The organism is Pseudomonas gorinensis (assembly GCF_042015035.1).
Lineage (GTDB): Bacteria > Pseudomonadota > Gammaproteobacteria > Pseudomonadales > Pseudomonadaceae > Aquipseudomonas > Aquipseudomonas gorinensis.
The window spans coordinates 6,185,596-6,212,366 of the sequence record NZ_CP167125.1 but is presented as its reverse complement, the minus strand read 5'-3'; the positions used below and the strand labels follow the sequence as shown (position 1 = coordinate 6,212,366).

Genomic DNA, 26,771 nt, shown 5'->3' with positions numbered 1-26,771 from the left:
TGATCGACATCTGACTCAGGATTTGCGGGTCAGTGGCTGGGCGGCGAACTTCACGCCTGCCAACCCATGGGCAATCAACGCCCGAATATTGCCATGGTCGCTGCCCTCGGGCGTCGCCACCACCGAGCGGTAATGCTCGCCGAAGGCCAGCAGTGCTTCCTGATCGCTCAAGCCTTCCAGCAGCGCCAGGCCCAGGGTCTTGCATGAACCTTCGTTCTGCCCGGCGGCGTTTTCCACGGTGCCATTGGTAAAGGCCTGCGGCTGGTAGTCATAACCGGCAGTGACGAACGCCAGGGTATCGGCAAAGGCATGTTCGCCGCTGTTGAGGCTGGCGCGCAGGGTATTCAAATCAGTCATGGGTTTTTCCTTGGGCAAACGCCGCCTGTTGCTCGGCGCTGGCTTCTTTCTGGTATTGGGCTTTCCACTCGGCGTACGGCATGCCGTACACCACTTCGCGGGCGTCATCGAGGCTCAGCTCGATCTGGCGCTCGTCGGCCTCGGCCTTGTACCACTTCGACAGGCAGTTACGGCAGAAACCGGCGAGGTTCATCAGGTCGATGTTCTGCACATCCTTGCGGCTGTCCAGGTGCGCCACCAACCGGCGAAAGGCGGCGGCTTCAAGTTCGAGGCGTTGTTGGTCGTTCATAGGGCTCACGCAGATTCAAGAGGTTAGCGGCTGGCCGCCAGGGTAATCGACACCGACTCGGCAAAGCGCAGCGCATGGGGCTTGTCCACTTCGACTTCGGCGTACAGCACCGATTCGTTGCTCATCACCAGGTCCAGCAGTTCCTGGGTCAGGCGTTCGAGCAAGGCAAAGCGGTTGCCTTCGACATGGGCGATGATCGCCTTGGTGATGGTGCGGTAGTTCAGCGCGTGGTCGATATCGTTGTCACGCACGGCTTCCTGGGCGGCATACAGGATGGTCAGGTTGATCAGCACATCCTGCTTGTTGAGGATTTCGTCCTCGTTGATGCCGATAAAGGTGCGCAGGCACAGGTCCTTGACCCGGATGCGCGCCATGCCTGGTTGAAGTTGTGGCATTGCTACTTGCTCCGTCCAATCAGTTGCAGGAACTCCATGCGCGTGGTGTTCGACTCGCGAAAGGCGCCGAGCATCACCGAGGTGTTCATGGTTGAATTCTGTTTTTCCACGCCGCGCATCATCATGCACATGTGCTTGGCTTCGATCACCACGGCCACGCCGGCGGCCTGGGTCACTTCCTGGATGGCGTCGGCGATCTGCCGCGTGAGGTTTTCCTGGATCTGCAGGCGCCGCGCGAACATGTCGACGATGCGCGCCAGCTTTGACAGGCCCAGCACCTTGCCGGTCGGAATATAGGCCACGTGGGCCTTGCCAATGAAGGGCAGCAGGTGGTGCTCGCACAGCGAGTACAACTCGATGTCCTTGAGGATCACCATCTCGTCATTGTCGGAGGCGAACAGCGCGCCGTTGACGATTTCTTCGAGGTTCTGCTCGTAGCCATGACACAGGTACTGCATGGCCTTGGCGGCGCGCTTGGGGGTGTCGAGCAAGCCTTCGCGTTCCGGGTCTTCGCCCAGGCCCTTGAGGATCTCGCGGTAATGGTGGGGCAGGGATAAGGTCATACAACATCCTCACAAACGGCTTACTTGATATGCCGCCCGCCGTTGACGGTCAGGGTGGTACCGGTGACATAGGGGTTGTCCAGCAGGTAACGCACGCTCTGGTAGATCACCTCGGGCCCGGGCTCGATGCCCAGCGCCGACTTGGCGAGGACCTTGGCGCGGTAGGCCGCGTTATCGCCCTCGTTGAACATCACCATCGCCGGGGCGATGCCGTTGACCTTGATCCGCGGCGCAAATTGCGCGGCAAACGAAAGCGTGAGGCTATCGAGCCCGGCCTTGGTGGCGCAGTAGGCGATGTGCTGGCGGCTACCTTTGCGCACGACATCATCGCTGATATGCACGATGTCGGCGGGTGAAGAACGTTGCAGCAAGGGTGAACAATGCAGGTTGATCAGGTACGGCGCAAGCATGTGCACACTGAACATGTCGGTCAAGGCACGGCTTTCGTCGCCAGGGGTTTCTGCAACCCAGGCCGAGGCGTTGTGGATGATGGCCCGCAGGCTATCAGTTTGGCTCTTGAGTTCAGCGATAAAGGCCAGGATGCCGGCCTCGCTGGAGAAATCGGCAAACAGGCCGATCGCACCACGCTCGCGCAGGGCGTGTACACCGGGGCGTTCACTGCGGTAACTGAAAATGACCGGTTGCCCTTCATCCAGCAAGCGCTGGGCGCAATGCAGGCCGACGCGCTGGCCGGCACCGGTGATCAGGATGGGGGCGTTTGGTGCGGTCATGGGAGGCTCGAATCGCTGGCAGGTTGGAACTATACCAGCGACCGGCCGCCCCTGTATTCACGCTGCGGCTTCGGTGGCCTTGCGCGGTGGCGGTGTGGGATGCAACCAGTTCGCCAGCAGGTGTGTCGACAGCGGGATGAACCAGTACACCATCAGCGGCGTAAGGGCCAGGGTGCTGACCAGCACGCGCGGAGCCAGCTCCAGCTCGCTGAGCAGCGGGTTCAGGACGAAATTGAACAGCAGCGACACCGGGAAAAACGCCAGCCAGATCGCTACCGCCTGTTTCCAGCGTGGCGGTCGCGCACCTGCGGCGCCAAACCAACCGTCGATGCCACGCACGCGATGCTCGGACGGGTCGGCAAACAGCTCGCTGCCGCGGCCCAACCACGCGCTGCGTGAAGCGGAGAACTCCCAGGCATGCAAGGTGGTTTCATCGGCGAAACGGAAAATGATCTGGAATTCATCGTCATCGGGCGGTGGGGCCAGCACGCCGGAGCCCAGGTAACCGGGGAAATCGGTGGCCAATTGCTCGCCTTCGCGCAGCCAGGCCATCAGTTCTTCATAGCGCCCTTTGGCCACGCGGCGCGCAACCATCAGGGTGACGGGTGAGGTAGACATTGTGTATCTCCAATATTCGGGTGTGCGGAACCGGGTAGGTGGCACACAGGCGTAGTCGCGGGGTGTTGCGGCTGCGCAAAAAAACAGGCAAGGATTATTCCCGTTTTACCCAAATACACCAGCGACATTGGTCCGAAAATCGGAGAACTTGAAAAAGACAGGTGTAAAGGCGTTAAATGAGCGCCCAGTTAACGTTGGTTTTTTGGTCAAAAATGCCCGTGATTACTGCTCCGCATGATAGTGCTTCGCATCTGGATTCAACGGTTTCCGATAAGCTGTTTCCGATCCGTGAAGTCTCGAGACTGACAGGCATCAATCCGGTCACCTTGCGTGCCTGGGAGCGTCGTTACGGCTTGATCCAGCCCACGCGCACTGAAAGTGGGCATCGCCTCTATTCCAAGGGCGATATAGAGACAGTCCATCGTATTCTCGATTGGATCGAGCGCGGCGTAGCCGTGAGCAAAGTGGGCAAGATTCTCGCTCGCGACGATCAGCAGGCCAAGGCCGTTCGTGCGGAGCGCGATGTCGTCGAAGAGGGCGAATGGCCGCAGTGGCAGGCGCGGCTGATACAGGCCATCAGCGACTTTGACGACCGTCAACTGGAACGTTTGTATGGGCAGGTTCTGGCTACCTACCCACTCGACGTGGTGTTCCAGGACATTCTGATGCCTCTGTGGAATGAGCTGTTGCGTCATGAGGGGCGTTTCGGCCAGGCGAGCGAATGGTTGTTCTTCGACAACTTCCTGCGCGTACGTGCCTTGGAGCGCCTGCAATTGGCGTGTGCTTCACCCGTGCCGCGGGTATTGCTGGCGGCCATGGCTGGCGAGTGCCGTAAGTTGGAGTTGCTGGTGGCGGCGCTCTTGATGAGTCGAGATGACCTGGCCGTGAAAGTGCTGGGCATGGGGCAGCCGTTTGACGAGTTGACACTGGTCTGCGAGAAGACTCGCCCACAGGCGCTGATCCTCTTCTCCAATTACTCGCATAACCATGACTTTGCCGGGCGCTTGAACCGCTTGGCGTTGACCCTGGATTGCCCGCTGTTTCTTGCCGGTGCGGCTTCGGATCTTGCCCAGGACAACCTGGCCGGCACGTCCGTTGGCTGTCTTGGCAATGAAGGTCGCCTGATGCGGCGCCGCTTGCAACAGTTTCTCAGCGGCGGGCTGGATACCTGATATCAGGCGTGCATTTGTGGGTGGACCAGGCGGTGCTGGTGCAGGATGAATTGGCGCAGGCGCTCAGTTTCATCCACGTCACCTTGGCTCAGGCGATAGGCAAACAGGCCTCGTGCGGTTTCCCGCTCGAAGGTGCCGCGCAGGGCAATGCGTTCATAGCCCGAGGGGCTGAACCACAGGGAAAAGGTTTTCGGCGGCCTGAGCCGGCCACGAATCTCCACCAACACGCCTTTGAAAGACACCTCATGCACCCAGAGTGCGCTGGGTGTTCCCCTGATGTTTTCCAGTGCTACCGGTGTTTCCAGGGCCAGGCGCCATGGGCGGATCATCGGCCCGTCTTCGAAAATGCTGGGTACGCCCAGGCGCAAATGCACCGCATGAAACTCATCTTCCACCAGGTGCAGGGGAAAGGTGAGTTGCTGGTTATCGAATTGCGCCTGGAGAGTGACGTGGTCGTGAGCGGCCAGTCGCGTGAGCAAGTCGCGAAGCTGCGCACCGCCGTTGACAGTCAGGCTCGACGACGGATCCCGCAGGTTGAGCTGCGGGTTGTGCTGCATGTTCTGGATGAAATCCAGTTCGTCCTGAGTCAGAAGCGTGTCGCGTTGCATCGGTCATGCCCACGGGGGGAAGTATTAAAATGCCATTATCCGCTTTAATGACCGTATTTTCTAAATTTTGTTAGATCCGCTCGTCGCCTTGAGCGCCGCCAGCTCGGCCTTGACGCTGGCCAGTTCGGCTTCCAATTGCGCGACGCGCTGCTGGGCCTTGACCTGGAGGGTCACGTCCTTTTGCACACCGACGAAATACGTCTGCTTGTCGGCCTCGTTGTACACCGTCGACAACGACAGTTCGTTCCAGAAGTGGCTGCCGTCCTTGCGGTAGTTGCGCAGGATTTCGCGGCAGGTACCGCCCTGTTCCAGGGCATCGCGGATGGCTATCAGGGCCGGTTGGTCGCGGTCGCCCGATTGCAGGAAGCGGCAGTCCTGATAGAGGATTTCATCCAGGGTGTAGCCGGTCAGGCGTTCGAATGCCGGGTTGACGTAGATAAGTGGCTTGTCCTTGCCTTCACGCTCCGCGACAACGATGCCGTCGTTGGAAGCGTTGATCACCATTTGCATCAGTCGGGCGTTAATCATTGAGCGGTCCATGGCTTGTGGGTGGAACTGGCAGTTTATGACATGCCTTGAATGTTGCACGGCGTGCGCCGAAAATTTTGCGCCAGCTGCTAATATCCCAGGCTTTCGCTCAACCACAGGATCAGATTGATGAAAGTCGCCATCCTTTCCGGCTCGGTGTACGGCACGGCTGAAGAAGTCGCCCGCCACGCCGCCGGCATCCTCAACGCGGCCGGTTTCGAAGCCTGGCACAACCCGCGCGCCACCCTGGCGGACGTGCAGGCATTTGCCCCTGAGGCGTTTCTGGCGGTGACCTCCACCACCGGCATGGGCGAGCTGCCTGACAACCTGCAACCACTGTACTCGACTATTCGCGACCAGTTGCCCGCTGCCTGGCGTGGCTTGCCCGGTGCGGTGATCGGCCTGGGTGACGCCAGCTACGGCGACACCTTCTGTGGTGGCGGCGAGCAAATGCGCGAGTTGTTCGCCGAACTGGGCCTGCGTGAGGTGCTGCCGATGTTGCGCCTGGACGCCAGCGAAAGCGTCACCCCCGAAACCGACGCCGAGCCATGGCTGACCGAGCTGGTCACTGCACTGCGCGGTTGACCGGGAATTCGCGCAGCAATGCCAGCCAGGCCTGCGCGGCTCTCGAAAGATAGGCGCCCTCGCGCCAGATAAAGGCAATGTCCCAGCGTAGGTAGTCCGGCGCCTTGAGCGTCAGGCGTACCACCCCCGGTCGCACCAGTCCACGGGCGACCACGCTGGGCAACAACACCACTCCTTGGCCAGCGGCGACCAGCGCCGCGAGAAAATCTGCCTGGCCGCTGCGGCCGATTTCCTTCGGGGTAAAACCCAGTTGCCGGCACGCCTGCATCAGTCGGTCGTTGAGCACAAAGCTGCGCTGGTACATCAGGAACGGCGTGTCGGCCAGTTCCTCCAGGCGTACCTGGGCGTTTTCCGCCAGGGGATGATCAATCGGCAGCAACGCGTCCAGCGGTTCATCGCAGAAAGCCTGCCAGGCGAATGCCGGGTCATTGGGCTTCAAGCTCCCGCCGACTTCCAGTTCACCATTGAGGATCGCCTGCTCGATATTGCGACTGCCGCCCTCCAGCAACTGGATCGTCACGTTCGGATAACGCCGCCGGTACTCGGCAAACAGTCCGGCGAACAGCGTATCGCCCCCCAGCAGCGGCAGGCCCAGGCGCAGTTCGCCACGGGTCAGTTGGTGCATGTCGTCCAGCTCGCTGAGCAGCTCGGTTTGCAGGCGCAGCATCGCTTCGGCACGTTGCAGCACCACCTGGCCGGCGGCGGTCAGGCGGATCTGCGAGCCGATGCGGTCCAGCAGCGGCGTGCCGAGGCTTTGTTCCAATTGCGCGACCTGCTTGCTGACGGCCGACTGGCTGATATGCAGGGTTTTCCCGGCCTGGGTAAAACCACCCCGGTGGATCACTTCGACAAAGCTGCGCAGCTGTTTGAATTCCATCAGTCATGATTCCAGTTTGGAATGGCTGGCAGTCTAACAATTCGCTGTGGGGATGGGGGAAGCTTCTCTAAAATGGAGGCCTGCGAGGATCCAAAGCCCATGAAACGTTTCCGCTTCAAACATTTCAGCCGTTTACTCACCGAACTGGTCGTGCTGCTGGCCATTTACCTGCTGGGCACCCAGTTGGCCGTCTGGCTGGCGTGGCCAGTCCCCGGCGGCGTGGTTGGCCTGGGCCTGTTGCTGGCGACCTTCGCCACGGGCCTGGTCAAGCCGGCAGCCCTGCAATTGGGTGCCGGCGTGTTGATGGCCGAGATGCTGCTGTTCTTTATTCCGGCCTTGATGAGCCTGCTGGACTACGGTGGTCTGCTGCGCAACGAAGGCTGGCGCATCTTGTTGGTCATTGGCCTGAGCACCTTGGCGGTGATGCTGGTCACGGCGTTCACCGTGGAATGGGTGTGCCGTTGGAGGCTGCGCCATGAAGCTTGAACTGATGCCGGTGTTCTGGCTGGCCTTGACCCTGGGCACCTATGTTTTCAGTCGCTGGATTTACCGGCGAACCGGCCGCTACCTGTTGTCGCCGCTGATTCTGGTGCCAGTGCTGCTGCTGGCGGTGGCCGTACCGCTGAAAACCGCCTACGCCGAATACGCGACCGACACCCACTGGCTGATGGCGGTGCTGGGCCCGGTTACCGTGGCGTTCGCCGTGCCGATCTGGCAGCAGCGGCGCTTGCTGGCGCGGCATTGGCCGGCGCTGTTGCTGGGCATGGTCGCGGGCAGCGCGGCGTCGATCGGCACCTCGTTCGGCCTGGCCAAAGCGCTGGCGCTGGACAGCGCTGTGACAATGTCCCTGGTGCCGCGCTCCATCACCACACCGTTTGCCATGCCCGTGTCGTCCGACCTGGGCGGCGTACCGGAACTGACGGCGGTGTTCGTGATGCTCACCGGCGTGTTCGGCGCCATGCTCGGCGGCGTGTTGCTCAAGTGGCTGCCGCTGCGTACACCGCTGGCGCGCGGCGCGTTATTTGGCGTGGGCGCCCATGGTGCGGGCGTCAGCCGGGCCCATGAAGTGGGCGGCGAAGAGGGCTCTGTCGCGGGGCTGGTGATGGTGTTGACAGGGTTGCTCAACCTGTTCGCCGCGCCTTTATTGGCGGCGCTTCTCTGACGCCAATTAAACAAAGTTCAACTATTCTCTGTGCTGACTCGTTCGGTCATCAAGCTGGCTGCCAAGGCAACTACGGCAGCCATGAGGTCTGACTAGACTGGCCCTTCACTCAAGAAAAATAATAAAAAACGTGTCAAGGAGGTCATTGCCGTGAGCCTAGCCCCTGCACCATTGCCACAGAACGTCAAAGACCAGGTCAGTGCCGTCGAATGGCAAACCCGTGTCGACCTGGCCGCCTGCTACCGCCTGGTGGCGATGCATGGTTGGGATGACCTGGTCTTCACCCATATCTCGGCCAAGGTGCCGGGTACCGACGATTTCCTGATCAACCCGTACGGGCTGATGTTCCACGAGATCACTGCTTCGAGCCTGGTCAAGGTCGATCAGGCCGGTAACAAACGGATGGACAGTCCCTACGAGATCAACCCGGCGGGCTACACCATCCACAGCGCGATCCACGAAGTGCGCCATGACGTGGTCTGCGTGCTGCATACCCACACGGCCGCCGGTGTCGCGGTGGCCGCGCAAAAGCAGGGCGTATTGCCAATCAGCCAGCAGTCACTGTTCGTGCTGTCGAGCCTGGCCTATCACGCCTACGAAGGCGTGGCGCTGAACCATGAGGAAAAGGCCCGCTTGCAGGCGGACCTCGGTGAAAACAACTTCCTGATGCTGCACAACCACGGTCTGTTGACGTGTGGCGGCACCATCGCCGATACCTTCCTGATGATGTTCATCTTCCAGCGCGCCTGCGATATCCAGGTGCTGGCGCAAAATGGCGGGGCTGAACTGATTACCATCGCGCCGCAGATCCTTGCCGGTGCCAAGGCAATGGCGGCGGCGGTCACAAAGAGTGCCCAAGGCATGGGAGGCGCGCTGGCCTGGCCGGCGCTGCTGCGCAAACTCGAGCTTCAAGACCCCGGGTATAAAAGCTGATGCCACTCGCCGAGATCCCGCTCAGAGCCTGGCGCAAGCGTGGCCAGGATTTCGTCTTTCGCGGCCGTACCCTTCGTTACTGGGTGGCCGGGCAGGGCGAGCCGTTGCTATTGATCCATGGCTTCCCGACCGCCAGTTGGGACTGGCATTACCTGTGGCAGCCCCTGGCCCAGCGTAACCTGGTGATCGCCTGCGACATGCTCGGGTTTGGCGATTCAGCCAAGCCGCTGGACCACACCTATTGCCTGTTGGAACAGGCGGATGTGCAACAGGCGCTGCTCGAACACCTGGGCGTGCGGCAGCCGGTGCACGTGTTGGCCCATGACTACGGTGACAGCGTCGCCCAGGAGTTGCTGGCGCGGCACTACGAAGGCCGGTTTCAGATGGCCAGTTGTGTGTTTCTCAACGGCGGGTTGTTCCCCGAAACCCATCGCGCTGCGCTGGTACAGAAACTGTTGCTCAGCCCCGTGGGCTGGATGATCGGCCGCGCGTTCGGGCGCAGCGCCTTGTCCGACAGCTTCAACCAGATTTTCGGCCCCGACACCCTCCCCAGCGAAAGCGCCCTCGATGATTTCTGGAGCTTGATCAACTGCAACGACGGCCCGCGCATCCTGCACAAGTTGATCGCCTACATTCCCCAGCGTCGGCGCCTGCGTGAGCGGTGGGTGGAGGCGATGCAGCGCGGCGAGGTGCCGTTGCGCGTGATCGATGGTGAAATCGATCCGATCTCCGGAGCCCACATGGTCGAGCGCTACCAGCAATTGGTGCCCCACGCCGACACGGTATTGTTGGCCAATATCGGCCACTACCCGCAGATCGAGGCGCCGGTGCAGGTGCTCAAGCATTATCTGGCCTTTCGCGAGCGGATTGGGCAAGTGGCGCCGCGCAGGGCTTATTCCTGAGAGGTGCTTCCCCTTGTAGGCGGGTGATCATCCTGCTGCCTTATCGCGCACCATTCAGCCGTGGCTGTATTTATTGTGACTGCAAGCGCGGTGCCTGACACTCGACCCATTCCCATTGTCCCCATTGGAGTTTGGTATGAGTCAGTCAGTGCAGTTCCAGGATAAGGTCGTGATCGTCACCGGCGCCGGCGGCGGGTTGGGCCGTGCCCATGCACTGCTGTTCGCGCGGCACGGAGCCAGGGTGCTGGTCAACGACCTCGGCGGTTCCACCCAGGGCGAGGGGGCGAACGCATCAGCGGCCGACCGCGTGGTGGCCGAGATTCGCGACGCTGGCGGCATTGCCGAAGCCAACCATGATTCCGTCACCGACGGCGAGAAAATCGTCCAGAACGCCTTGGACGTCTTCGGCCGTGTCGACGTGGTGGTCAATAACGCGGGCATCCTGCGCGACAAAACCTTCCACAAGATGGACGACAGCGACTGGGACCTGGTTTACCGCGTGCATGTCGAAGGCGCCTATAAAGTCACTCGCGCCGCCTGGCCTCATCTGCGTGAGCAAAGCTATGGCCGGGTGATCTTTACGGCGTCCACCTCAGGCATCTACGGCAATTTCGGCCAGTCCAACTACGGCATGGCCAAGCTTGGCCTGTATGGCCTGACCCGTACCCTGGCCCTGGAAGGCCGCAAGAACAACATCCTGGTCAATGCCATCGCGCCCACCGGCGGCACGCGCATGACTGAAGGCTTGATCCCGCCGCAGGTATTCGAGCGTCTCAAGCCGGAACTGGTCAGCCCACTGGTGGTGTACCTGGGCAGCGAGGCGTGCCAGGAAACCGCCGGGCTGTTCGAAGTCGGCGGCGGCTGGATCGGCAAGACCCGCTGGGAGCGCAGCCTGGGTGTGGGCTTCGACCCGGAGGCCGGGTTCTCGCCGGACGATGTGGCCGCGCACTGGCAGCAGATCTGTGACTTCGAAGGCGCCGCTCACCCCAAGGACAATATCGAGGCGTTGAAGGAGATGATGGCCAATTTGCAGAAATTCAGCCTTTGATCATTACGTGATCGTTATTAAATACTACGGGGCGCTGAGGGCGCCCCGTTTTATTGCGGGCATAAAAAAGGCCGCTGCAAAGCAGCGGCCGAAGTAAGACGTTGGATCAAGGAGCGATAAATCAACGTCAGTGAACAGCGGTAACAGATTGAAAACAGGCACCAATCTATCGAAGTCTGGCTTGTCTCCCGGTTGCGGGAGTGGGCTGTTTGCCCTGAAAGCCAGGTAAGAATAGTCGCTTGTAACAAAATGAGTAATCCCGCTTCGTGACAAGGACTGTTACTGAATCAGCAACAGTACCTTCGCGGTGCCCGTCCTGCCGCCAAGCCGCCCATCCATTCCCCTGATAACCCGCCATCCATCCAATCCATGGCCCCGCCCAAACCCCGGCCAGAGCGCCCATTCATCCTTTCGAGCGACAACACGAATACCTCCTTGGTGCGCTTATCGCTCCCGTTGGGCGGCAGTAGGGTGAGGCCTTCTGTCACTCACCGGGGAAGACGCATGACAAAAACAACAATGCGCGCCATCTTCACGCCACAGGCGCTGGCTGCAGCGGTTGCACTGGGCTGCTGCGCCCAGGCACAGGCTGTTTCGTTCAATATTGGCGAGATCGAAGGGCAATTCGATTCCTCACTGTCGGTCGGCGCCAGCTGGGGCATGCGCGATGCCGACAAGAAGCTGGTGGGCGTGGCCAACGGCGGTACCGGCCAGGCGTCGACCGGGGATGACGGACGGTTGAACTTCAAGAAGGGCGAGACCTTCTCGAAAATCTTCAAGGGCATTCATGACCTGGAGCTCAAGTACGGCGACAGCGGTGTGTTCGTGCGCGGCAAGTACTGGTACGACTTCGAGCTGCAGGATGAAGACCGTGAGTTCAAGCAGATCAGTAACCACCATCGCGACGAAGGCGCACGTTCTTCCGGCTACGAGCTGCTGGACGCGTTCGTCTATCACAACTATTCCATCGGCGACCTGCCGGGCAACGTGCGCGTGGGCAAGCAGGTGGTCAGCTGGGGTGAGAGCACCTTTATCGGCAACTCCATCAACAGCATCAACCCCATCGACGTCTCGGCCTTCCGCCGCCCCGGTGCGGAGATCAAGGAAGGGCTGATCCCGGTGAACATGCTGTTCGCCTCCCAAAGCCTGACCAACCAATTGACGGTGGAAGGTTTCTACCAGTTGAACTGGGAAAACACCGTGGTGGATAACTGCGGCACCTTCTTTGGCAACGATGTGGTGGCCCACGGCTGCAACAACAACTACACCGTCGGCAGCGCGGCGGCGGCGGGCTTCCAGCCGCTGGCCAATGCGTTCGGGCAAGGCTACCAGGTGACGCAGGAAGGCATCGTGGTGCAACGCGGCAAGGACCGCGATGCCCGGGACAGCGGCCAATGGGGCGCTGCATTGCGTTGGCTGGGGGACGACACCGAGTACGCGGTGTACTTCATGAACTACCACAGCCGTACGCCGACCGTCGGCACCACCAGTGCAGGGCAGAGCACGCTTACTGCTTTGGGCGGCATGCTGCCTCTGGTGCCGGGCGCGCTACGTCCTTCGCTGGCTTCAAGCGTGATGCTTGGCCGTGGCCAGTACTACCTCGAATACCCGGAAGACATTCGGCTCTACGGCGCCAGCTTCTCGACCACCTTGCCCACCGGCACCGCCTGGAGTGGTGAGATCAGCTACCGGCCGAATGCACCGGTGCAGTTGAACACCACCGACCTGACCCTGGCCCTGGTCAACCCGGCCGCTCCCGGCACCTCGGTGATCAGTTCCTCGGCGGGTGCAGACAACACCGGTTACCGCCGCAAGCAAGTCACCCAGGCGCAAACCACATTGACGCAGTTCTTCGACCAAGTGATGGGCGCCGATCGCCTGACGCTGGTGGGCGAAGCCGGCGTCACCTACGTGGCGGGCCTGGAAGCCAAGAGCAAGCTGCGTTATGGCCGTGACTCGGTCTACGGCGTCTACGGCTACCAGGGCGATCATGATGGCTTTGTCACCGCGACCTCTTGGGGCTACCGCGCCCGCGCGATCCTTGACTACAGCAACGTGTTCGCCGGGGTCAACCTCAAGCCCAACCTGTCGTGGTCCCATGACGTCAAGGGTTATGGCCCCAACGGCTTGTTCAACGAAGGGGCCAAGGCGGTCAGCATTGGGGTCGATGCCGACTACCGCAACACCTACACCGCCAGCCTGAGCTACACCGACTTTTTCGGTGGCCACTACAACACCCTGACCGACCGCGACTTCCTCGCCCTCAGCGTCGGCGCGAACTTCTGATCACGGTTTGATAAGGACGACTTTATGCGCAAGATGATTCTGCAATGTGGCGTATTGGCCCTCAGTCTGCTGGCCGCCAACGTGATGGCCGCGGTATCGCCCGAGGAAGCCGCCAAGCTCGGCACCACGCTTACCCCCGTCGGCGCGGAAAAAGCCGGTAATGCCGACGGCTCGATCCCGGCCTGGACCGGCGGTATCCCGAAAAACGCCGGTGCCGTGGACAGCAAAGGCTTCCTCGCCGACCCGTTCGCCAACGAAAAACCGCTGTTCGTGATCACCGCCGCGACGGTGGACAAGTACAAGGACAAACTCTCCGATGGCCAGGTGGCGATGTTCAAGCGCTACCCCGAGACTTACAAGATCCCGGTGTACCCCAGCCACCGCACGGTGAACCTGCCGCCGGACATCTACGAGTCGATCAAGCGCAGCGCGCTGAACGTGCATGCGATCAACGACGGCAACGGCCTGGAAAACTTCACCGGTAACCGTTACTACGCCTTCCCGATTCCGAAGAATGGCGTGGAGGTGCTGTGGAACCACATCACCCGTTACCACGGCGGTAACCTGCGACGCATCATCACCCAGGCCACCCCGCAGACCAACGGCAGCTACACGCCAATCCGCTTCGAGGAAGAAGTGGCGGTGCCCCAGGCGATCCCGGATATCGACGCGGCCAAGGCGGCCAACGTACTGAGTTTCTTCAAGCAATCGGTGACGGCGCCGGCGCGGTTGGCGGGCAACGTGCTGCTGGTGCACGAGACCCTCGACCAAGTGAAGGAGCCGCGCCTGGCCTGGATCTACAACGCCGGCCAGCGCCGTGTGCGGCGTGCGCCGCAAGTGTCCTATGACGGTCCGGGCACGGCGTCGGACGGCCTGCGCACCACCGACAACTTCGACATGTTCTCCGGCGCCCCCGACCGCTATGACTGGAAACTGGTGGGCAAGAAAGAGATGTATATCCCCTACAACAGCTACAAGCTCGATTCGCCGACCCTCAAGTACGACGACATCATCAAGGCCGGGCATATCAACCAGGACCTGACCCGCTATGAGCTGCACCGTGTGTGGGAAGTGGTCGGCACCGTCAAGCCGAGCGAGCGGCACATCTATGCCAAGCGCCACATGTACATCGACGAAGACAGCTGGCAGGTGGCGCTGGTGGATCACTACGACGGCCGTGGCCAGTTGTGGCGCGTCGCCGAGGGGCATGCGCAGTTCTACTACGACCATCAGGTGCCGGCGTACACCGTGGAAACCCTGTACGACATCATCGCCGGGCGCTACATCGCCCTGGGCATGAAGAACGAGGAGAAGAGCAGCTTCGTGTTCGGCTTCGCGGCGAAGGCGGCGGATTACACACCGGCGGCCTTGAGGTCTGAAGGCGTGCGCTGATGCCTGTTTGAAATGCAATCCCAATGTGGGAGGGGGCTTGCCCCCGATGGCGGTGTATCAGTCAGCTATCTGTAGCTGACACTCCGCTATCGGGGGCAAGCCCCCTCCCACATTGGGTTTTGTGCATGGCTATTAATCAGTGTGCTGAATACTTCTTCAACAACCGCCGCCCACAGGACTAGGGTAGGGATCAAGTTGCATAACAATAAAAACGCAGGATGCAGCAATGACCGCCATGACACGCTGCCTGGACCGTCCTGGATTCATGCCACGGCTGTCCGCCCACCATCTGTTGCGTCCACGCCTGGCCGAGCCGTTGCTGGCGGCGCAGGTTCGGGTCAAGTTGTTGTGTGCGCCGGGTGGCAGTGGCAAGAGCGCGCTGTTCGCCGAGTGCGCGTTGCAGGCGCCGGCGGGGTGCCAGGTTTACTGGATGGCGCTCAATGGTGTCGTGCTCAGCCCCATCGAACTCTGCCAGCGCCTGGCGCAAAACCTTGGCCTGGGGTTTACCGACGAAGCCACGCTACTGCTGGACCTCAGCCGCTGGCAGACGCCCGCGTGGCTGTTCCTGGATGATTTCTGCCGCCTGCCCGCCCCCGAACTGGACGCCTTGCTCGACCGCCTGCTCAGTGCCAGTAGCCCGGCGCTGACCTGGTGGCTGGGCGCGCGGCGGCGTCCGGTGTGCAACTGGCCCCGGCTGCTGCTCGATGATGAACTGTTGGAATGCAGCGGTGCCGAGTTGGGGTTCAACGCCGAGGAGATCCAGCAACTGCTCAGCCAGGCGCCCGACCAGACGCTCGAGAACGTGCTGCACTTCAGCGCCGGCTGGTGCGCCGGGGTGCGTATCGCGCTGCTGGGCGACGGTCATCCCGACAAGACCTTGCTCGATTACCTGCAACACGAACTGTTCAGCACCTTGCCGGCGGAACTGGCCGAAGCCTGGCGCGTGCTGGCCCATCTGCCGCGCTTCAATGTGAGTTTGTGTGAGCACCTGTTCGGCTTTGGTGATGGCGCGCACTACCTGTGCGAATTGCAGGCCCTCGGCGCGTTTATCCAGCCCTGTGAAGATGCCACCGACTGGCTGCAGGTGTTTGCGCCGCTGGCGCGATTGCTGCGTGATGAGCCCTGGCCGGCCAAGCGCTCCTGGCACCGGCGCGCCTGTCAGTGGTTCAGCGCCCAGAGCGACTGGCAAGCTGCCTTCGAACAGGCGCTGTTGGCCGAAGAGTACGAAGTGGCGGTCAGCCTGTTGCAGCACTTCAGTTTCGAAGACCTGTTCCGCCAACAGAACGCCGTGCTGCTGTTGCGCCTGCATGAGCAGCATGGCGATGAACTGATGCTGTGTTCCGCGCAATTGGTGGGGCTGGTCACGGCGGCGTTGCTGTTTGCCGGGCGTTTCGACCAGGCGGCGTTATGCATCGATCAACTGGCGCGTTTCGCCCCGCAACCCACGGCGGCGGCGCAGCGGCACTTGCTGGCGCGCTGGCAGGCGCAATGGGGTTGGTTGTTGCACCTGGGGGGCGATGCCGAACGCTCCCGCGAGCATTTCCTCGAGGCGCTGCAAGCCTTGCCCGACAGTGCATGGACATCGCGCCTGATGTGCCTGTCGGGGTTGACCCAGCAAGCCTTGCTGCGCGGCGAGCTGGACGTGGCCCAGGCCCTGAATCGCGAAGCGCTGTGCCTGGCCCGCGCCCATGGCTCGTTGTTGCTGGAGGCGCTGTTGGAGCTGGATCACGCCCAGTTGCTGGAACAGCGCGGTGCACCGTACCGGGCGCAGAGCCTGTTGGAGAGCGTGCAGGCAATGTTGCTGCAGCAACACCTCAAGGCTGGGCCGTTGGTGGGGCGCATCGCGTTGCGCCGTGGGCACCTGGCGTTGCGCCAGGGGCAGGACGCGTTGGCGGCCGAGTGCTTCGAGACAGGCTTGACGATGTGCCTGCACAGCCAGGACAAGCGCGTGTTGTACGGCTTCCTCGGCCTGGCGCTGCTGGCGGCCAACCGCGGCGATTACGCCCAGGCCTTTATCCAGCTGCGCGATGCTGAGCGCCTGATGCAACAACGCCAGGTACCGGACACGGTGTATCGCGCGGTGTTGCTATTGGTCAGCGGGCATTTCTGGTTGCAGCAGGGCCGCGCCGAGTTGACGGCGCAAGCGGTGCGCCGTGTGCTGCGTCACTTCCGCGGGCCGAATGCCAAGCAGGCACCGCCGGCCACCCTGGAATTGATCCCGCGCCTGGAATACCTGTTGGTGCTGGCGGAAGTGAAACTGGGCGGTGCCGACCAACCGGTCGCGCGGCTCAATGCATTGCTGGAGACCACCCGACAACGCGGCATGCTGTGCCTGGAAACCGAATTGCAGCTGGTGTTGGGGGAGGTGGCCTGGCAACTCGGTGACGGGGCGTTGGCCCGTCGCTCGTTGCAGGCGGGCCTGGAGCTGGCGGCGCGCTGCCAGGTGCAGCAGGCGATCCGTGAACTGCGTTTGCGTTCGCCCGGCCTGCTCAGTGAACTGGGCCTGGAGCCACAGGCATCTGCGACGAGCGCGACGGACAACCCCCTGAGCCAGCGCGAACTGGAAGTATTGCAACTGATCGCCCTGGGCAATTCCAACCTGGAAATTGCCGATCGGCTGTTTATCTCCCTGCATACCGTCAAGACCCACGCGCGGCGTATCCACAGCAAGCTGGGGGTGGAGCGGCGCACCCAGGCGGTGGCCAAGGCCAAGACGTTGGGCTTGATGGCCTAGGCGCAGAACGCCTGGCGATATTCCCCGGGTGTCGCGCCCAGGGCCTGGCGAAAGCGGTGGGTGAAGTGGCTGGCGCTGGAGAACCCGCACGCCAAGGCAATTTCGCCCAGGGGCAGGCTGGCGCCGCGCAACAGGGTTTGCGCACGGGCCAGGCGGCGTGCCAGCAGGTATTGATGGGGCGGCAAGCCGAAGCTTTGGCGAAACATCCGCGCGAAGTGATATTCCGACAGGGCGCACATCCCGGCCAATTGGCCGAGACTGATCGGGTCTTCCAGGTGGTGCTCGATGTATTCCACCAGGCGTCGGCGCAGGTGGGCCGCCAGGCCGCCCTTCAAGTGCAGCCCATCGCGCACGCCGACCTGGCTGAGCAGGGTGTGGCTGAGCATTTCATGGGCCAGGCTGCTGGTCAGCAGGCGCTCGGCAGGCTCTTGCCAGTTGAGGGCAATCAACTGGTGAAAGCGCCGGGCCTGGCTGGGGTCTTCGAGAAAGGTGCTTTCCCGCAATTGCAATGTGCGCGGTTCGCGGTCAAGCAGGGTGACGCAGCCGAGGGCAAATTGCTCCGGGCTGAAATACACATGGGCCAGGCGAATTTCACCATTGATCACCCAGGCCGACTGGTGCTCAGCCGGCAGGATGCACAACTTGTCCGGCCCACCCTTGGTGCCCGGCTGCTCGCGGCGAAAGGTGCCAGTGCCGCCGCCGATGTAGCAGGACAGTGTGTGATGACTGGGCGCCTGGTAGTCCTGGGCGTCGTGATGGTTGCTCCACAGGGCCGCAGACACGCCGTCACCCAGCTCGGCGCAGGCTTCGAGGCGTGCGTTGGGCGAGCGGTTGAGGGCTTGAAAGACGTGCAGGGATTCCAGTGCTGGCATGGTGTGTACTCTCCGACGCCTTGCATCCTACTCCGCCGGGCTGGCGCTGTGATCACTCGGGCCGACAAAAGCGCAAGATTGTGCAAGTGCCCGTGCGTGGTTGAAGGTGACACTGTGGCTCAACCACCGGAGCCCGCCATGAACCTTTTCCTGTATTTACTCACCGTGCTGATCTGGGGTACCACCTGGATCGCCCTCAAGTGGCAATTGGGCGTTGTCGCGATCCCCGTGTCGATCGTCTATCGCTTCGGCCTGGCGGCGCTGGTGCTGTTTGCCCTGTTGCTGCTCAGCCGTAAGTTGCAGGTGATGAACCGGCGCGGGCACGTGATCTGCCTGGCCCAGGGGCTGTGCCTTTTTTGCGTCAACTTCATGTGTTTCCTGACCGCCAGCCAATGGATCCCCAGCGGGTTGGTGGCGGTGGTGTTTTCCACGGCTACGCTGTGGAACGCCCTGAATGCCCGGGTGTTCTTTGGCCAGCGCGTGGCGCGCAATGTCTTGATGGGCGGTGCCCTTGGCTTGCTGGGGCTGGGCCTGTTGTTCTGGCCGGAACTGGTGGGGCATACCGCCAGCCCACAGACATTGCTTGGCCTGGGCCTGGCGCTGCTCGGCACGATGTGTTTCTCGGCCGGCAATATGCTGTCGAGCCTGCAACAGAAGGCCGGGCTCAGGCCGTTGACCACCAATGCCTGGGGCATGTTGTATGGTTCTTTGATGCTGGCGACCTACTGCCTGGTGCGCGGCATTCCGTTCGAAATGGACTGGAGTGCGCGGTATATCGGCGCGTTGTGGTACCTGGTGATCCCAGGGTCGGTGATCGGCTTTACCGCCTATCTCACGTTGGTGGGGCGCATGGGGCCGGAGCGTGCGGCGTATTGCACGGTGTTGTTCCCGGTGGTGGCGCTGAATGTGTCGGCCTTTGCCGAGGGGTATCAGTGGACCGTGCCGGCGTTGGCGGGGTTGGTGCTGGTGATGCTGGGGAATGTGCTGGTGTTCCGTAAGCCCAGGCCTGTGAGCCCTGCCCTCAAGGCGAACGCCGTCTAACAATGTAGGCGGTCCCGCTAACGTGGCGAGCGGGCTTGCCACAATGCCAGTCAGTGAAGGCTTTTTTTTGTAGGAGCGAGCTTGCTCGCGAAGAACTCACAGGCGCCGCGTTCATTCAGGAAGCACGCATTATCGTTGACGTTTTTCGCGAGCAAGCTCGCTCCTACAAAAGGCGATGCACGCTTAACTGACTGGCATTGTGGCAAGCCCGCTCGCCACAGCAGCTTGCTTGCTACACAGTTCGGTCGTTTGATAAAGATATTAATCCTTATTAATCAATAAGTTATTTTGCATTTGATAAACGTTGACCTGGCTATTTTATTCCAAGGCGCTTGGCCATTCGCCCGAGGTTGGCGCGGTCCAGCCCCAGTTCACGGGCGGCGCTGGCCCAATTGTGCTGGTGGCGTTCCAGGCAGGCGTTGATGACTTGACGCTGGTAGTGCTCGGTGGCCTGGCGCAGGTCGCCGCTGACGAGGGGGGCGGCATCGGCTGGCGCTTCGACCTGGGGCGCGCTGACGCCTGGCAAGTCCAGGTCCTGGGCGCTCAGGCTCAAAATCTTCGGACGCTCGCGACAGTTACCCAGGGCCTTCAGCGCGCTGCGCCCGATCAAGTGTTCCAGCTCCCGGACATTGCCCGGCCAGTTATAAGCCAGCAACGCCGCCTGGGCGTCGCTGGTCAGGCGCAAGCTGCCCAGGCCCATGCGTGAGCGGTTCTGCTCCAGGAAGAAGCCGGCCAGCAGTAACACATCACGCCCGCGCTCGCGCAGGGCTGGCACTTGCAGTGGGTACACACTCAGGCGGTGGTAGAAATCGGCGCGGTAGCGGCCGTTGCGGACCTCTTCGGCCAGGTCGCGGTTGGTGGCGGCGATCAGGCGCACATCCACTTGATGTTCCTTGTCCGAGCCCAGCCGCTGCAACTGGCCGCTTTGCAGCACGCGCAGCAACTTGGCCTGCACGCTCAGCGACAACTCGCCGACTTCATCCAGGAACAAGGTGCCGCCGTTGGCCAGTTCGAACTTGCCCCGGCGCTCGTTCAATGCGCCGGTAAAGGCGCCGCGTACATGGCCGAACAGCTCGCTCTCCACCAGGGTTTCCGGCAGTGCTGCACAGTTGAGGCTGATCAGTGGTTTGTCGGCGCGGGACGATGCCGCGTGGATCGCCTGGGCCACCAGCTCCTTGCCGACCCCGGTTTCGCCGGTGATCAGCACCGTCAGGTCACTGCCGCCCACCAGGTTGATCTCTTCCACCAGGCGCTTGTGGGTCTTGCTCTGACCGATCATTTCCTTGTGCTGCTGGCCGCTGGCCTGGCGGTAGATTTCGGCGCGCTGCTGTTCGTCTTCCACGCGCAGGGCCAGGCGTTCGATGCGCTCGGCAACGTTGACCGTGGCGGCGGCGAGGCTGGCAAAGGCTTGCAGGGCGTCGAGCTCGACCCGCTCGAAGCGCTCCGTGTCGAGGGCGTCCAGGGTCAGCAGGCCCCAAGGGCGATCATCGACAAACAGCGGGCAGCCCATGCAGTCGTGAACTTCGAGGTGCCCGTGCAGGCCGTCCACCAGGCCATCGTAGGGGTCGGGCAATTCGCTGTCGCTGTCGAAACGCGTCGGGCCGGGGCTGCCGAGCAGCACGGCGAAACGCGGGTGTTCGCTGACCTTGAAGCGTCGGCCCAGGGTATCGGCGCTCAAGCCGTCTACCGCCAGCGGTACCAGCGACTCACCGTCCAGGCGCAACAGCGCGGCGGCGTCGCAGGGCAGCAAGGCGCGCATGGCTTGCAACAGGCGACGGTAACGCTCGCCTTCGGGGAGTTCGCGGGACAGGTCGGCGACGAGGGGGAGCAGGGTGGTGAGCAGCGATTGCGCAGTCATAATGACTCCTTGTAGTCCTTATGACTATAAGGTGTAGGAGGTCATACTGACTACGCGTAATTTAAGCTATTGAATTTAAACGTTTTATTAGTTGGCACGAATACTGAGTACTCCATGGCAATCAGTAAAGAAGCCCAGGAGGCTCCATGCTTAGTGCCCAAGACCGTGCCATCGTCAAATCTACCGTGCCCTTGCTGGAAAGCGGCGGCGAAGCGCTGATCACCCATTTTTACCGCATGATGCTCTCCGAGTACCCGCAGGTTCGCCCGCTGTTCAATCAGGCCCACCAGGCCAGCGGCGACCAGCCTCGCGCTCTGGCCAACGGCGTATTGATGTACGCGCGGCATATCGACCAGTTGGATCAGTTGGGCGACCTGGTTGCCAAGATCATCAACAAGCACGTGGCTTTGCAGATCCTGCCGGAACACTACCCGATTGTTGGCGCGTGCCTGCTGCGTGCCATTTCCGAAGTACTGGGCAGCGAAATTGCCACCCCTGAGGTCATGAGTGCCTGGGGCGCTGCGTACGGCCAGTTGGCGGATATCCTGATTGGCGCCGAAGCGGCCATTTACGAAGAGAAAGCCCAGGCGCCGGGCGGCTGGCGCGGTGCGCGGCCGTTCAAGCTGGTCAAGCGCGTGGACGAGAGCGCCGAGATCACGTCGTTCTATTTTGCGCCGCTGGACAACGCCCCGATTCTCGCGGCCGCGCCAGGCCAATACATCGGCATGACGTTACACCTGGATGGCGAGGAAGTGCGCCGCAATTACTCCCTGTCGGCCTTGAGCGATGCCGGCCAGTACCGTATCAGCGTCAAGCGCGAAGCCGGTGGCCGGGTGTCCAACTACCTGCACGACCAGTTGCAGGTGGGGGCGACCCTTGACCTGTTCCCGCCATCCGGTGAGTTCACCCTGGCCGCCAGCGATAAACCACTGGTGCTTATCAGTGGCGGGGTGGGCATCACGCCAACGCTGCCGATGCTCGAGGCCGCCCTGGCCACCGAGCGCCCGGTGCACTTTATCCACTGCGCGCGTAACGGCGGGGTGCATGCGTTTCGGGAGTGGGTGGACGCCTTGGCGGTCAAGCACCCGCAGCTCAAGCGCTTCTATTGCTATGACGAGGATGATGGCGTGAGCCCGGCGGCGGACAAGGTCGGCCTGCTCAGCCAGGAGCAACTGGCGGCGTGGTTGCCCGAGCAGCGCGACCTGGATGCCTACTTCCTCGGCCCTAAAGGCTTCATGGCGGCGATCAAGCGCCACCTCAAGGCATTGGGTGTGCCTGATCAACAAAGCCGCTATGAATTCTTCGGCCCGGCGGCGGCCCTGGAATAACATCTCCAGCGCAACACTGCTCAAGATGTGGGAGGGGGCTTGCCCCGATAGCGGTGGATCAGTCAGCTTATCGGTGGCTGGCACACCGCCATCGGGGGTAAGCCCCCTCCCACATTCAGTTCTCCATTCCTCCCGATTAATCCCCCGTTAACCCCTCTCTGTTTAAACCACTCTCTGTGTGTAAACTTGCGGCCATCAGGCCAACCACAATCAGGCAAAGGGATACGGAGATGAGTGACGAAATGCGTTTGGGCAGGGAGCGGCGCTTTCTGGTGTTGCTGGGCATCATCTGCCTGGCGCTGATCGGCGGCGCGTTATACATGCAAGTGGTGTTGGGCGAGGCGCCTTGCCCGCTGTGTATCCTGCAACGCTACGCCTTGCTGTTGATTGCGATTTTTGCGTTTATCGGCGCGGCGATGCGCACCAAGGGCGCGATCACGCTGTTTGAAGGCCTGGTGGTACTCAGCGCCCTCGGTGGGGTGGCGGCGGCTGGCCATCATGTGTACACCCAATTTTTCCCGCAAGTCAGCTGTGGCGTCGATGTGCTGCAACCGATCGTCGACGACCTGCCCCTGGCCAAGGTCTTCCCCCTGGGCTTCCAGGTCGACGGCTTCTGCAGCACGCCTTACCCGCCGATCCTTGGCCTGTCCCTGGCGCAATGGGCGCTGGTGGCGTTCGTGCTGACGGTAATCCTGGTGCCCCTGGGCATATACCGGAACCGCAAGCGCGCAGCCTGAGCCTATCGACCAAAACGCCCCGGTCCTTTTGAAAGAAGGCCGGGGCGTTTTTGTGTGTAGGGATTTGTGAAAGGACAGTGACGCCGGACAATTTTGACGGCGGGCAGCGTGCGACATGTTGTCACACAGAAGCTGTCGCAGGACATTTCTGACGCGTTGAACCGTCGCATAAATTTGCGCCAGGCGGTCAATTTATGCTGTCAGTTCGTCGTCTGGGCGACCCCACGAATGTCGCGCCGTCCAAGCCTTTGAGGGCTCTGTGAATGCCTTGTTTTATGGGGACTTGGATGCGATTTGCAGGCCTTTGTGGAGGCGGAGGGGTGTGGCGCTTTGCCCAATAACACGGCAATTTTTGTGGTTTTTGTTGAGAATCGAACGCGATAAGATCGCGAACCTTTGCGATATTGGTGAAGGATTGTTGCTGGAATCAATAAAAATTATTTCTTTATAAGACATGGTTTATACATCGCTAGCTAACTACAATCGCCCGCACTGAATGTCCGGTGCTGTTCAAACTTTGAGCATTGGAGCGGTCGAGGGGCAGATGGATGGCTCTGTGCGACCCCAGGTTCCGGCAGCCTTTCAACTATCCGCACCAAATGGAATTGGTCTGTAACAAGGCCTTTAACCACGAAATCGAATAAGAACTCACCGCAGGTCCGTGACACGTCCGATTAGGGCGCGCGGGCAGGCTCTTATTCAATCGAAGAGAAATGCCAACCCTTGGCAGGGTGAAGTGTTGGCGATCAAAACCCAACTGCATTGCGCAAGCTGCTTTAGAGGTCGTGAGATGAGTAAAAACAGGTACCCCCGATTACTAGGCTTTTTGCCGCTGCTTGGCATGATGTTAATGCTGGGAGGCTGCAAGTGGACCTTGCTCGACCCAAAAGGACAGGTCGGTCTGGATGAACGAAACCTGATCATCACCGCCACCCTGCTGATGCTGCTGGTCGTGGTCCCCGTGATCATCATGACCTTCGCCTTCGCCTGGAAATACCGCGCGTCGAACACCAGCGCCACCTACGCGCCGAAGTGGTCGCACTCCACCAAGATCGAAATCGCGGTGTGGTTGGTCCCGATCCTCATCATCATTGCCCTGGGTTATGTGACCTACAAGTCCACCCATGCGCTGGACCCATACCGTCCGCTGGAATCGGACGCCAAGCCGATCAATATCGAAGTGGTCGCGCTGGATTGGAAGTGGCTGTTCATCTACCCGGACCTGGGTATCGCCACCGTCAACCAGATCCGGTTCCCGGAGCACACCCCGCTGAACTTCAAGATCACCTCCGACGCCGTGATGAACTCGTTCTTCATCCCAGCCCTGGGCGGCCAGATCTACGCGATGGCAGGTATGCAGACCAAGCTGCACCTGATCGCCAACCAGAAAGCTGAAATGGAAGGCATCTCCGCCAACTACAGCGGCGCTGGCTTCACCGGCATGAAATTCAAAGCGATCTCGACGAGCCAGGAAGATTTCGACGCCTGGGTAGCCGAAGTCAAGGCCGCACCTAAACAGCTTGATCAAGCTGAATACGAAGCCCTTGCCAAACCAAGCCAGAACAACCCTGTCGCGCTGTACTCCGCTTACACGCCTGACCTGTTTCAGAAGATCGTCGACAAGTACGAAGGCATGAAACCAGGCAAGCCGGTCAAGCACGAGAAGAAAGAAGTGGCTGCGGTTGAAGGTTCTGACACGGGCTCGCATTCAACTGCTGGGGCAGAGGAGTAAACGATGTTTGGTAAATTAAGTTGGGATGCGGTCCCGTTCCACGAGCCGATTGTGATGATTACCATCGCCATGATCGCGCTGGGTGGTCTGGCACTGTTTGCAGCAATCACTTATTTCAAGAAGTGGACCTACCTGTGGACCGAGTGGCTGACGTCGGTCGACCACAAGAAAATCGGCGTGATGTACATCATCGTTGCCATGGTCATGCTGCTGCGTGGTTTTGCCGACGCCATCATGATGCGTACCCAGTTGGCCATGGCCACCGAGGGTTCGCCTGGCTACCTGCCACCTGAACACTATGACCAGATCTTCACCGCTCACGGTGTGATCATGATCATCTTCATGGCGATGCCATTCTTCACCGGCCTGATGAACCTTGCAGTGCCGCTGCAGATCGGCGCGCGTGACGTTGCCTACCCGTTCCTGAACTCCCTGAGCTTCTGGCTGCTGGTTTCCGGCGTGGTGCTGATCAACGTTTCCCTGGGCGTCGGCGAATTCGCCAAGACCGGTTGGGTTGCGTATCCGCCATTGTCGGGCATTCAGTACAGTCCGGGCGTGGGTGTGGACTACTACATCTGGGCGCTACAGTTATCAGGACTGGGGACGACGCTGACGGGGGTCAACTTCCTGGCCACCGTCCTGAAAATGCGCGCCCCTGGCATGAAACTGATGGACATGCCGATCTTCACCTGGACCTGCACCTGGGCAAACGTACTGATCGTGGCTTCGTTCCCGATCCTGGCCGCTACCATGGCGCTGCTGTCGCTTGACCGTTACCTGGATTTCCACATTTTCACCAATGAACTTGGTGGCAATCCAATGATGTACGTGAACCTGTTCTGGGCATGGGGTCACCCTGAGGTGTACATCCTGATCCTGCCAGCGTTCGGTATCTTCTCCGAAGTGATCTCGACCTTTACCGGCAAGCGCCTGTTCGGTCACCACTCGATGGTCTACGCCTCTGGCGCGATCTCGGTACTGGGCTTCATGGTGTGGCTGCACCACTTCTTCACCATGGGTTCGGGGGCCAGCGTCAACGCCTTCTTCGGCCTGGCGACGATGCTGATTTCCATCCCGACGGGGGTGAAGCTATTCAACTGGCTGTTCACCATCTACCACGGCCGTCTGCGTATCACCAGCCAGGTTCTGTGGACCCTGGGCTTCATGGTGACCTTCGCCATCGGCGGCATGACCGGCGTACTGCTGGCCATCCCGGGTGCTGACTTCGTGTTGCACAACAGCCTGTTCGTGATCGCGCACTTCCACAACGTGATCATCGGCGGTGCGGTATTCGGTTACATCGCTGGCTTCAGCTTCTACTTCCCGAAAGCGTTCGGCTTCAAGCTGCACGAAGGCTGGGGCAAGGCTGCATTCTGGTTCTGGATCTCGGGCTTCTTCGTCGCGTTCATGCCGCTCTATGCACTGGGCTTCATGGGCATGACCCGTCGTCTGAACGCCACCACCAACCCTGAGTGGGTGCCGTACCTGTACGTCGCCATGTTCGGTGCGCTGATGATCGCGGTCGGTATCGCCTGCCAGCTGATCCAGCTGTATGTCAGCGTGCGTGATCGCAAGCAGAACATGTGCGAGTCGGGCGATCCATGGAACGGCCACACCCTGGAATGGTCGACCTCGTCGCCACCACCGTTCTACAACTTCGCTGTGATTCCTACTGCGACCACCATCGATGCGTTCACCGAAGCCAAGGAAGACGGTACTGCGTACCAGCAACCTAAGCACTACGAACCGATCCACATGCCAAGCAACACCGCCACTGGCGTGGTGATGGGCGCGCTGTTGACCGTGTTCGGTTTCGCGATGATCTGGCACATCTGGTGGCTGGCAATCGTGAGCCTGGTGGGCACCATCGGCTACTTCATTGTCCACGCTGCACGTGATGATCAAGGCTACATGGTGCCGGTCGAAACGATCGAGCGCATCGAAGCCGAGCAGCACGCTCGTCTGGTCGCCGAGAAGAAAATCCCGGCCAACCGTGTCGAAACCTCGTTGGAACAGGCTTAAA

At 61.1% G+C, this 26,771-nt stretch carries 26 protein-coding genes; 15 read left to right on the top strand and 11 right to left on the bottom strand.

Annotation, left to right across the window (positions count from 1 at the left end):
• Positions 1-15 precede the first annotated feature (15 nt).
• From AB7933_RS28425 to AB7933_RS28400, 6 genes are read right to left on the bottom strand one after another with little or no spacing between them, the layout of a single operon-like run.
• Complete coding sequence (locus tag AB7933_RS28425) at positions 16-357, bottom strand: HopJ type III effector protein (protein ID WP_024077362.1); 342 nt, start codon at positions 355-357, stop codon at positions 16-18.
• Positions 350-646 carry a DUF1244 domain-containing protein gene (locus tag AB7933_RS28420; RefSeq protein WP_024077361.1) on the bottom strand — a complete coding sequence of 99 codons (297 nt, stop codon included), beginning with the start codon at positions 644-646 and terminating at the stop codon, positions 350-352. Before AB7933_RS28420 ends, AB7933_RS28425 begins: the two co-directional genes overlap by 8 nt.
• Positions 647-669: 23 nt before the next feature.
• Positions 670-1,041 carry a dihydroneopterin triphosphate 2'-epimerase gene (gene folX / locus AB7933_RS28415; RefSeq protein WP_003194073.1) on the bottom strand — a complete coding sequence of 124 codons (372 nt, stop codon included), beginning with the start codon at positions 1,039-1,041 and terminating at the stop codon, positions 670-672.
• A gap of 2 nt (positions 1,042-1,043) precedes the next feature.
• On the bottom strand, positions 1,044-1,604 hold the full coding sequence (gene folE / locus AB7933_RS28410; RefSeq protein ID WP_024077360.1) for a GTP cyclohydrolase I FolE: 561 nt from the start codon (positions 1,602-1,604) through the stop codon (positions 1,044-1,046).
• 20 nt (positions 1,605-1,624) lie between these two features.
• A complete protein-coding gene (gene folM, locus AB7933_RS28405; RefSeq protein WP_024077359.1) occupies positions 1,625-2,335 on the bottom strand; it encodes a dihydromonapterin reductase in 711 nt (236 codons plus the stop codon).
• A gap of 57 nt (positions 2,336-2,392) precedes the next feature.
• Complete coding sequence (locus tag AB7933_RS28400; RefSeq protein ID WP_024077358.1) at positions 2,393-2,953, bottom strand: antibiotic biosynthesis monooxygenase; 561 nt, start codon at positions 2,951-2,953, stop codon at positions 2,393-2,395.
• A 212-nt stretch (positions 2,954-3,165) separates the two neighbouring features.
• On the opposite strand from AB7933_RS28400, the gene AB7933_RS28395 reads away from it, so the two are divergent.
• A complete protein-coding gene (locus AB7933_RS28395) occupies positions 3,166-4,125 on the top strand; it encodes a MerR family transcriptional regulator (RefSeq protein WP_024077357.1) in 960 nt (319 codons plus the stop codon).
• A 2-nt stretch (positions 4,126-4,127) separates the two neighbouring features.
• Here AB7933_RS28395 and AB7933_RS28390 read toward each other — a convergent pair whose 3' ends face one another.
• Complete coding sequence (locus AB7933_RS28390) at positions 4,128-4,733, bottom strand: hypothetical protein (protein WP_024077356.1); 606 nt, start codon at positions 4,731-4,733, stop codon at positions 4,128-4,130.
• A gap of 60 nt (positions 4,734-4,793) precedes the next feature.
• The gene (locus tag AB7933_RS28385; RefSeq protein ID WP_024077355.1) at positions 4,794-5,261 is read right to left on the bottom strand and encodes a PAS domain-containing protein; all 468 of its coding nucleotides are present in this window, start codon (positions 5,259-5,261) and stop codon (positions 4,794-4,796) included.
• 129 nt (positions 5,262-5,390) lie between these two features.
• Between AB7933_RS28385 and AB7933_RS28380 the strand changes: the two genes are divergently transcribed.
• On the top strand, positions 5,391-5,846 hold the full coding sequence (locus AB7933_RS28380; protein ID WP_024077354.1) for a flavodoxin: 456 nt from the start codon (positions 5,391-5,393) through the stop codon (positions 5,844-5,846).
• Here AB7933_RS28380 and AB7933_RS28375 read toward each other — a convergent pair.
• Positions 5,827-6,723 (bottom strand): LysR family transcriptional regulator, encoded by an 897-nt coding sequence (locus AB7933_RS28375; protein ID WP_024077353.1) that lies wholly within the window; start codon positions 6,721-6,723, stop codon positions 5,827-5,829. The genes AB7933_RS28380 and AB7933_RS28375 overlap by 20 nt on opposite strands.
• A 99-nt stretch (positions 6,724-6,822) precedes the next feature.
• Here AB7933_RS28375 and AB7933_RS28370 point away from each other — a divergent pair, with 99 nt between their 5' ends.
• The 8 genes from AB7933_RS28370 (at position 6,823) to AB7933_RS28335 (ending at position 17,180) form a co-directional block, all read left to right on the top strand.
• Positions 6,823-7,209, top strand: coding sequence for a CidA/LrgA family protein (locus AB7933_RS28370; protein ID WP_024077352.1), 387 nt, complete (start codon positions 6,823-6,825; stop codon positions 7,207-7,209).
• Complete coding sequence (locus tag AB7933_RS28365; protein ID WP_024077351.1) at positions 7,199-7,885, top strand: LrgB family protein; 687 nt, start codon at positions 7,199-7,201, stop codon at positions 7,883-7,885. The genes AB7933_RS28370 and AB7933_RS28365 overlap by 11 nt, the downstream gene beginning before the upstream one ends.
• 150 nt (positions 7,886-8,035) lie before the next feature.
• Positions 8,036-8,818 carry a class II aldolase/adducin family protein gene (locus tag AB7933_RS28360; RefSeq protein ID WP_024077350.1) on the top strand — a complete coding sequence of 261 codons (783 nt, stop codon included), beginning with the start codon at positions 8,036-8,038 and terminating at the stop codon, positions 8,816-8,818.
• Entirely contained in the window at positions 8,818-9,720 is a 903-nt protein-coding gene (locus AB7933_RS28355) for an alpha/beta fold hydrolase (protein ID WP_024077349.1), read from the top strand. The genes AB7933_RS28360 and AB7933_RS28355 overlap by 1 nt, the downstream gene beginning before the upstream one ends.
• A 136-nt stretch (positions 9,721-9,856) precedes the next feature.
• Complete coding sequence (locus tag AB7933_RS28350) at positions 9,857-10,768, top strand: SDR family oxidoreductase (protein ID WP_024077348.1); 912 nt, start codon at positions 9,857-9,859, stop codon at positions 10,766-10,768.
• Between the two features lie 519 nt (positions 10,769-11,287).
• Positions 11,288-13,054 carry a DUF1302 domain-containing protein gene (locus AB7933_RS28345; RefSeq protein WP_024077347.1) on the top strand — a complete coding sequence of 589 codons (1,767 nt, stop codon included), beginning with the start codon at positions 11,288-11,290 and terminating at the stop codon, positions 13,052-13,054.
• A gap of 24 nt (positions 13,055-13,078) precedes the next feature.
• Positions 13,079-14,446, top strand: a complete 1,368-nt coding sequence (locus AB7933_RS28340; protein ID WP_024077346.1) for a DUF1329 domain-containing protein — start codon at positions 13,079-13,081, stop codon at positions 14,444-14,446.
• A gap of 226 nt (positions 14,447-14,672) precedes the next feature.
• Positions 14,673-17,180, top strand: coding sequence for a LuxR C-terminal-related transcriptional regulator (locus AB7933_RS28335; protein WP_024077345.1), 2,508 nt, complete (start codon positions 14,673-14,675; stop codon positions 17,178-17,180).
• Here the strand turns inward: AB7933_RS28335 and AB7933_RS28330 are convergent.
• The gene (locus AB7933_RS28330) at positions 17,177-18,052 is read right to left on the bottom strand and encodes a helix-turn-helix domain-containing protein (protein ID WP_024077344.1); all 876 of its coding nucleotides are present in this window, start codon (positions 18,050-18,052) and stop codon (positions 17,177-17,179) included. The genes AB7933_RS28335 and AB7933_RS28330 overlap by 4 nt on opposite strands.
• A gap of 138 nt (positions 18,053-18,190) precedes the next feature.
• Here AB7933_RS28330 and AB7933_RS28325 point away from each other — a divergent pair, with 138 nt between their 5' ends.
• On the top strand, positions 18,191-19,093 hold the full coding sequence (locus tag AB7933_RS28325; RefSeq protein ID WP_041161020.1) for a DMT family transporter: 903 nt from the start codon (positions 18,191-18,193) through the stop codon (positions 19,091-19,093).
• Between the two features lie 313 nt (positions 19,094-19,406).
• Here AB7933_RS28325 and norR read toward each other — a convergent pair whose 3' ends face one another.
• Positions 19,407-20,951, bottom strand: a complete 1,545-nt coding sequence (gene norR / locus AB7933_RS28320) for a nitric oxide reductase transcriptional regulator NorR (RefSeq protein ID WP_024077342.1) — start codon at positions 20,949-20,951, stop codon at positions 19,407-19,409.
• Between the two features lie 146 nt (positions 20,952-21,097).
• On the opposite strand from norR, the gene hmpA reads away from it, so the two are divergent.
• The 4 genes from hmpA to cyoB all read left to right on the top strand — a co-directional run bounded on the left by hmpA (position 21,098) and on the right by cyoB (position 26,770).
• Complete coding sequence (gene hmpA, locus AB7933_RS28315) at positions 21,098-22,279, top strand: NO-inducible flavohemoprotein (protein WP_024077341.1); 1,182 nt, start codon at positions 21,098-21,100, stop codon at positions 22,277-22,279.
• A 230-nt stretch (positions 22,280-22,509) separates the two neighbouring features.
• On the top strand, positions 22,510-23,016 hold the full coding sequence (locus AB7933_RS28310) for a disulfide bond formation protein B (protein WP_024077340.1): 507 nt from the start codon (positions 22,510-22,512) through the stop codon (positions 23,014-23,016).
• A 790-nt stretch (positions 23,017-23,806) separates the two neighbouring features.
• Positions 23,807-24,748: a ubiquinol oxidase subunit II gene (cyoA, locus tag AB7933_RS28305; protein WP_041161019.1), complete on the top strand. Its 942-nt coding sequence runs from the start codon at positions 23,807-23,809 to the stop codon at positions 24,746-24,748.
• 3 nt (positions 24,749-24,751) lie between these two features.
• Entirely contained in the window at positions 24,752-26,770 is a 2,019-nt protein-coding gene (gene cyoB, locus AB7933_RS28300; RefSeq protein ID WP_024077338.1) for a cytochrome o ubiquinol oxidase subunit I, read from the top strand.
• Position 26,771 lies beyond the last annotated feature (1 nt).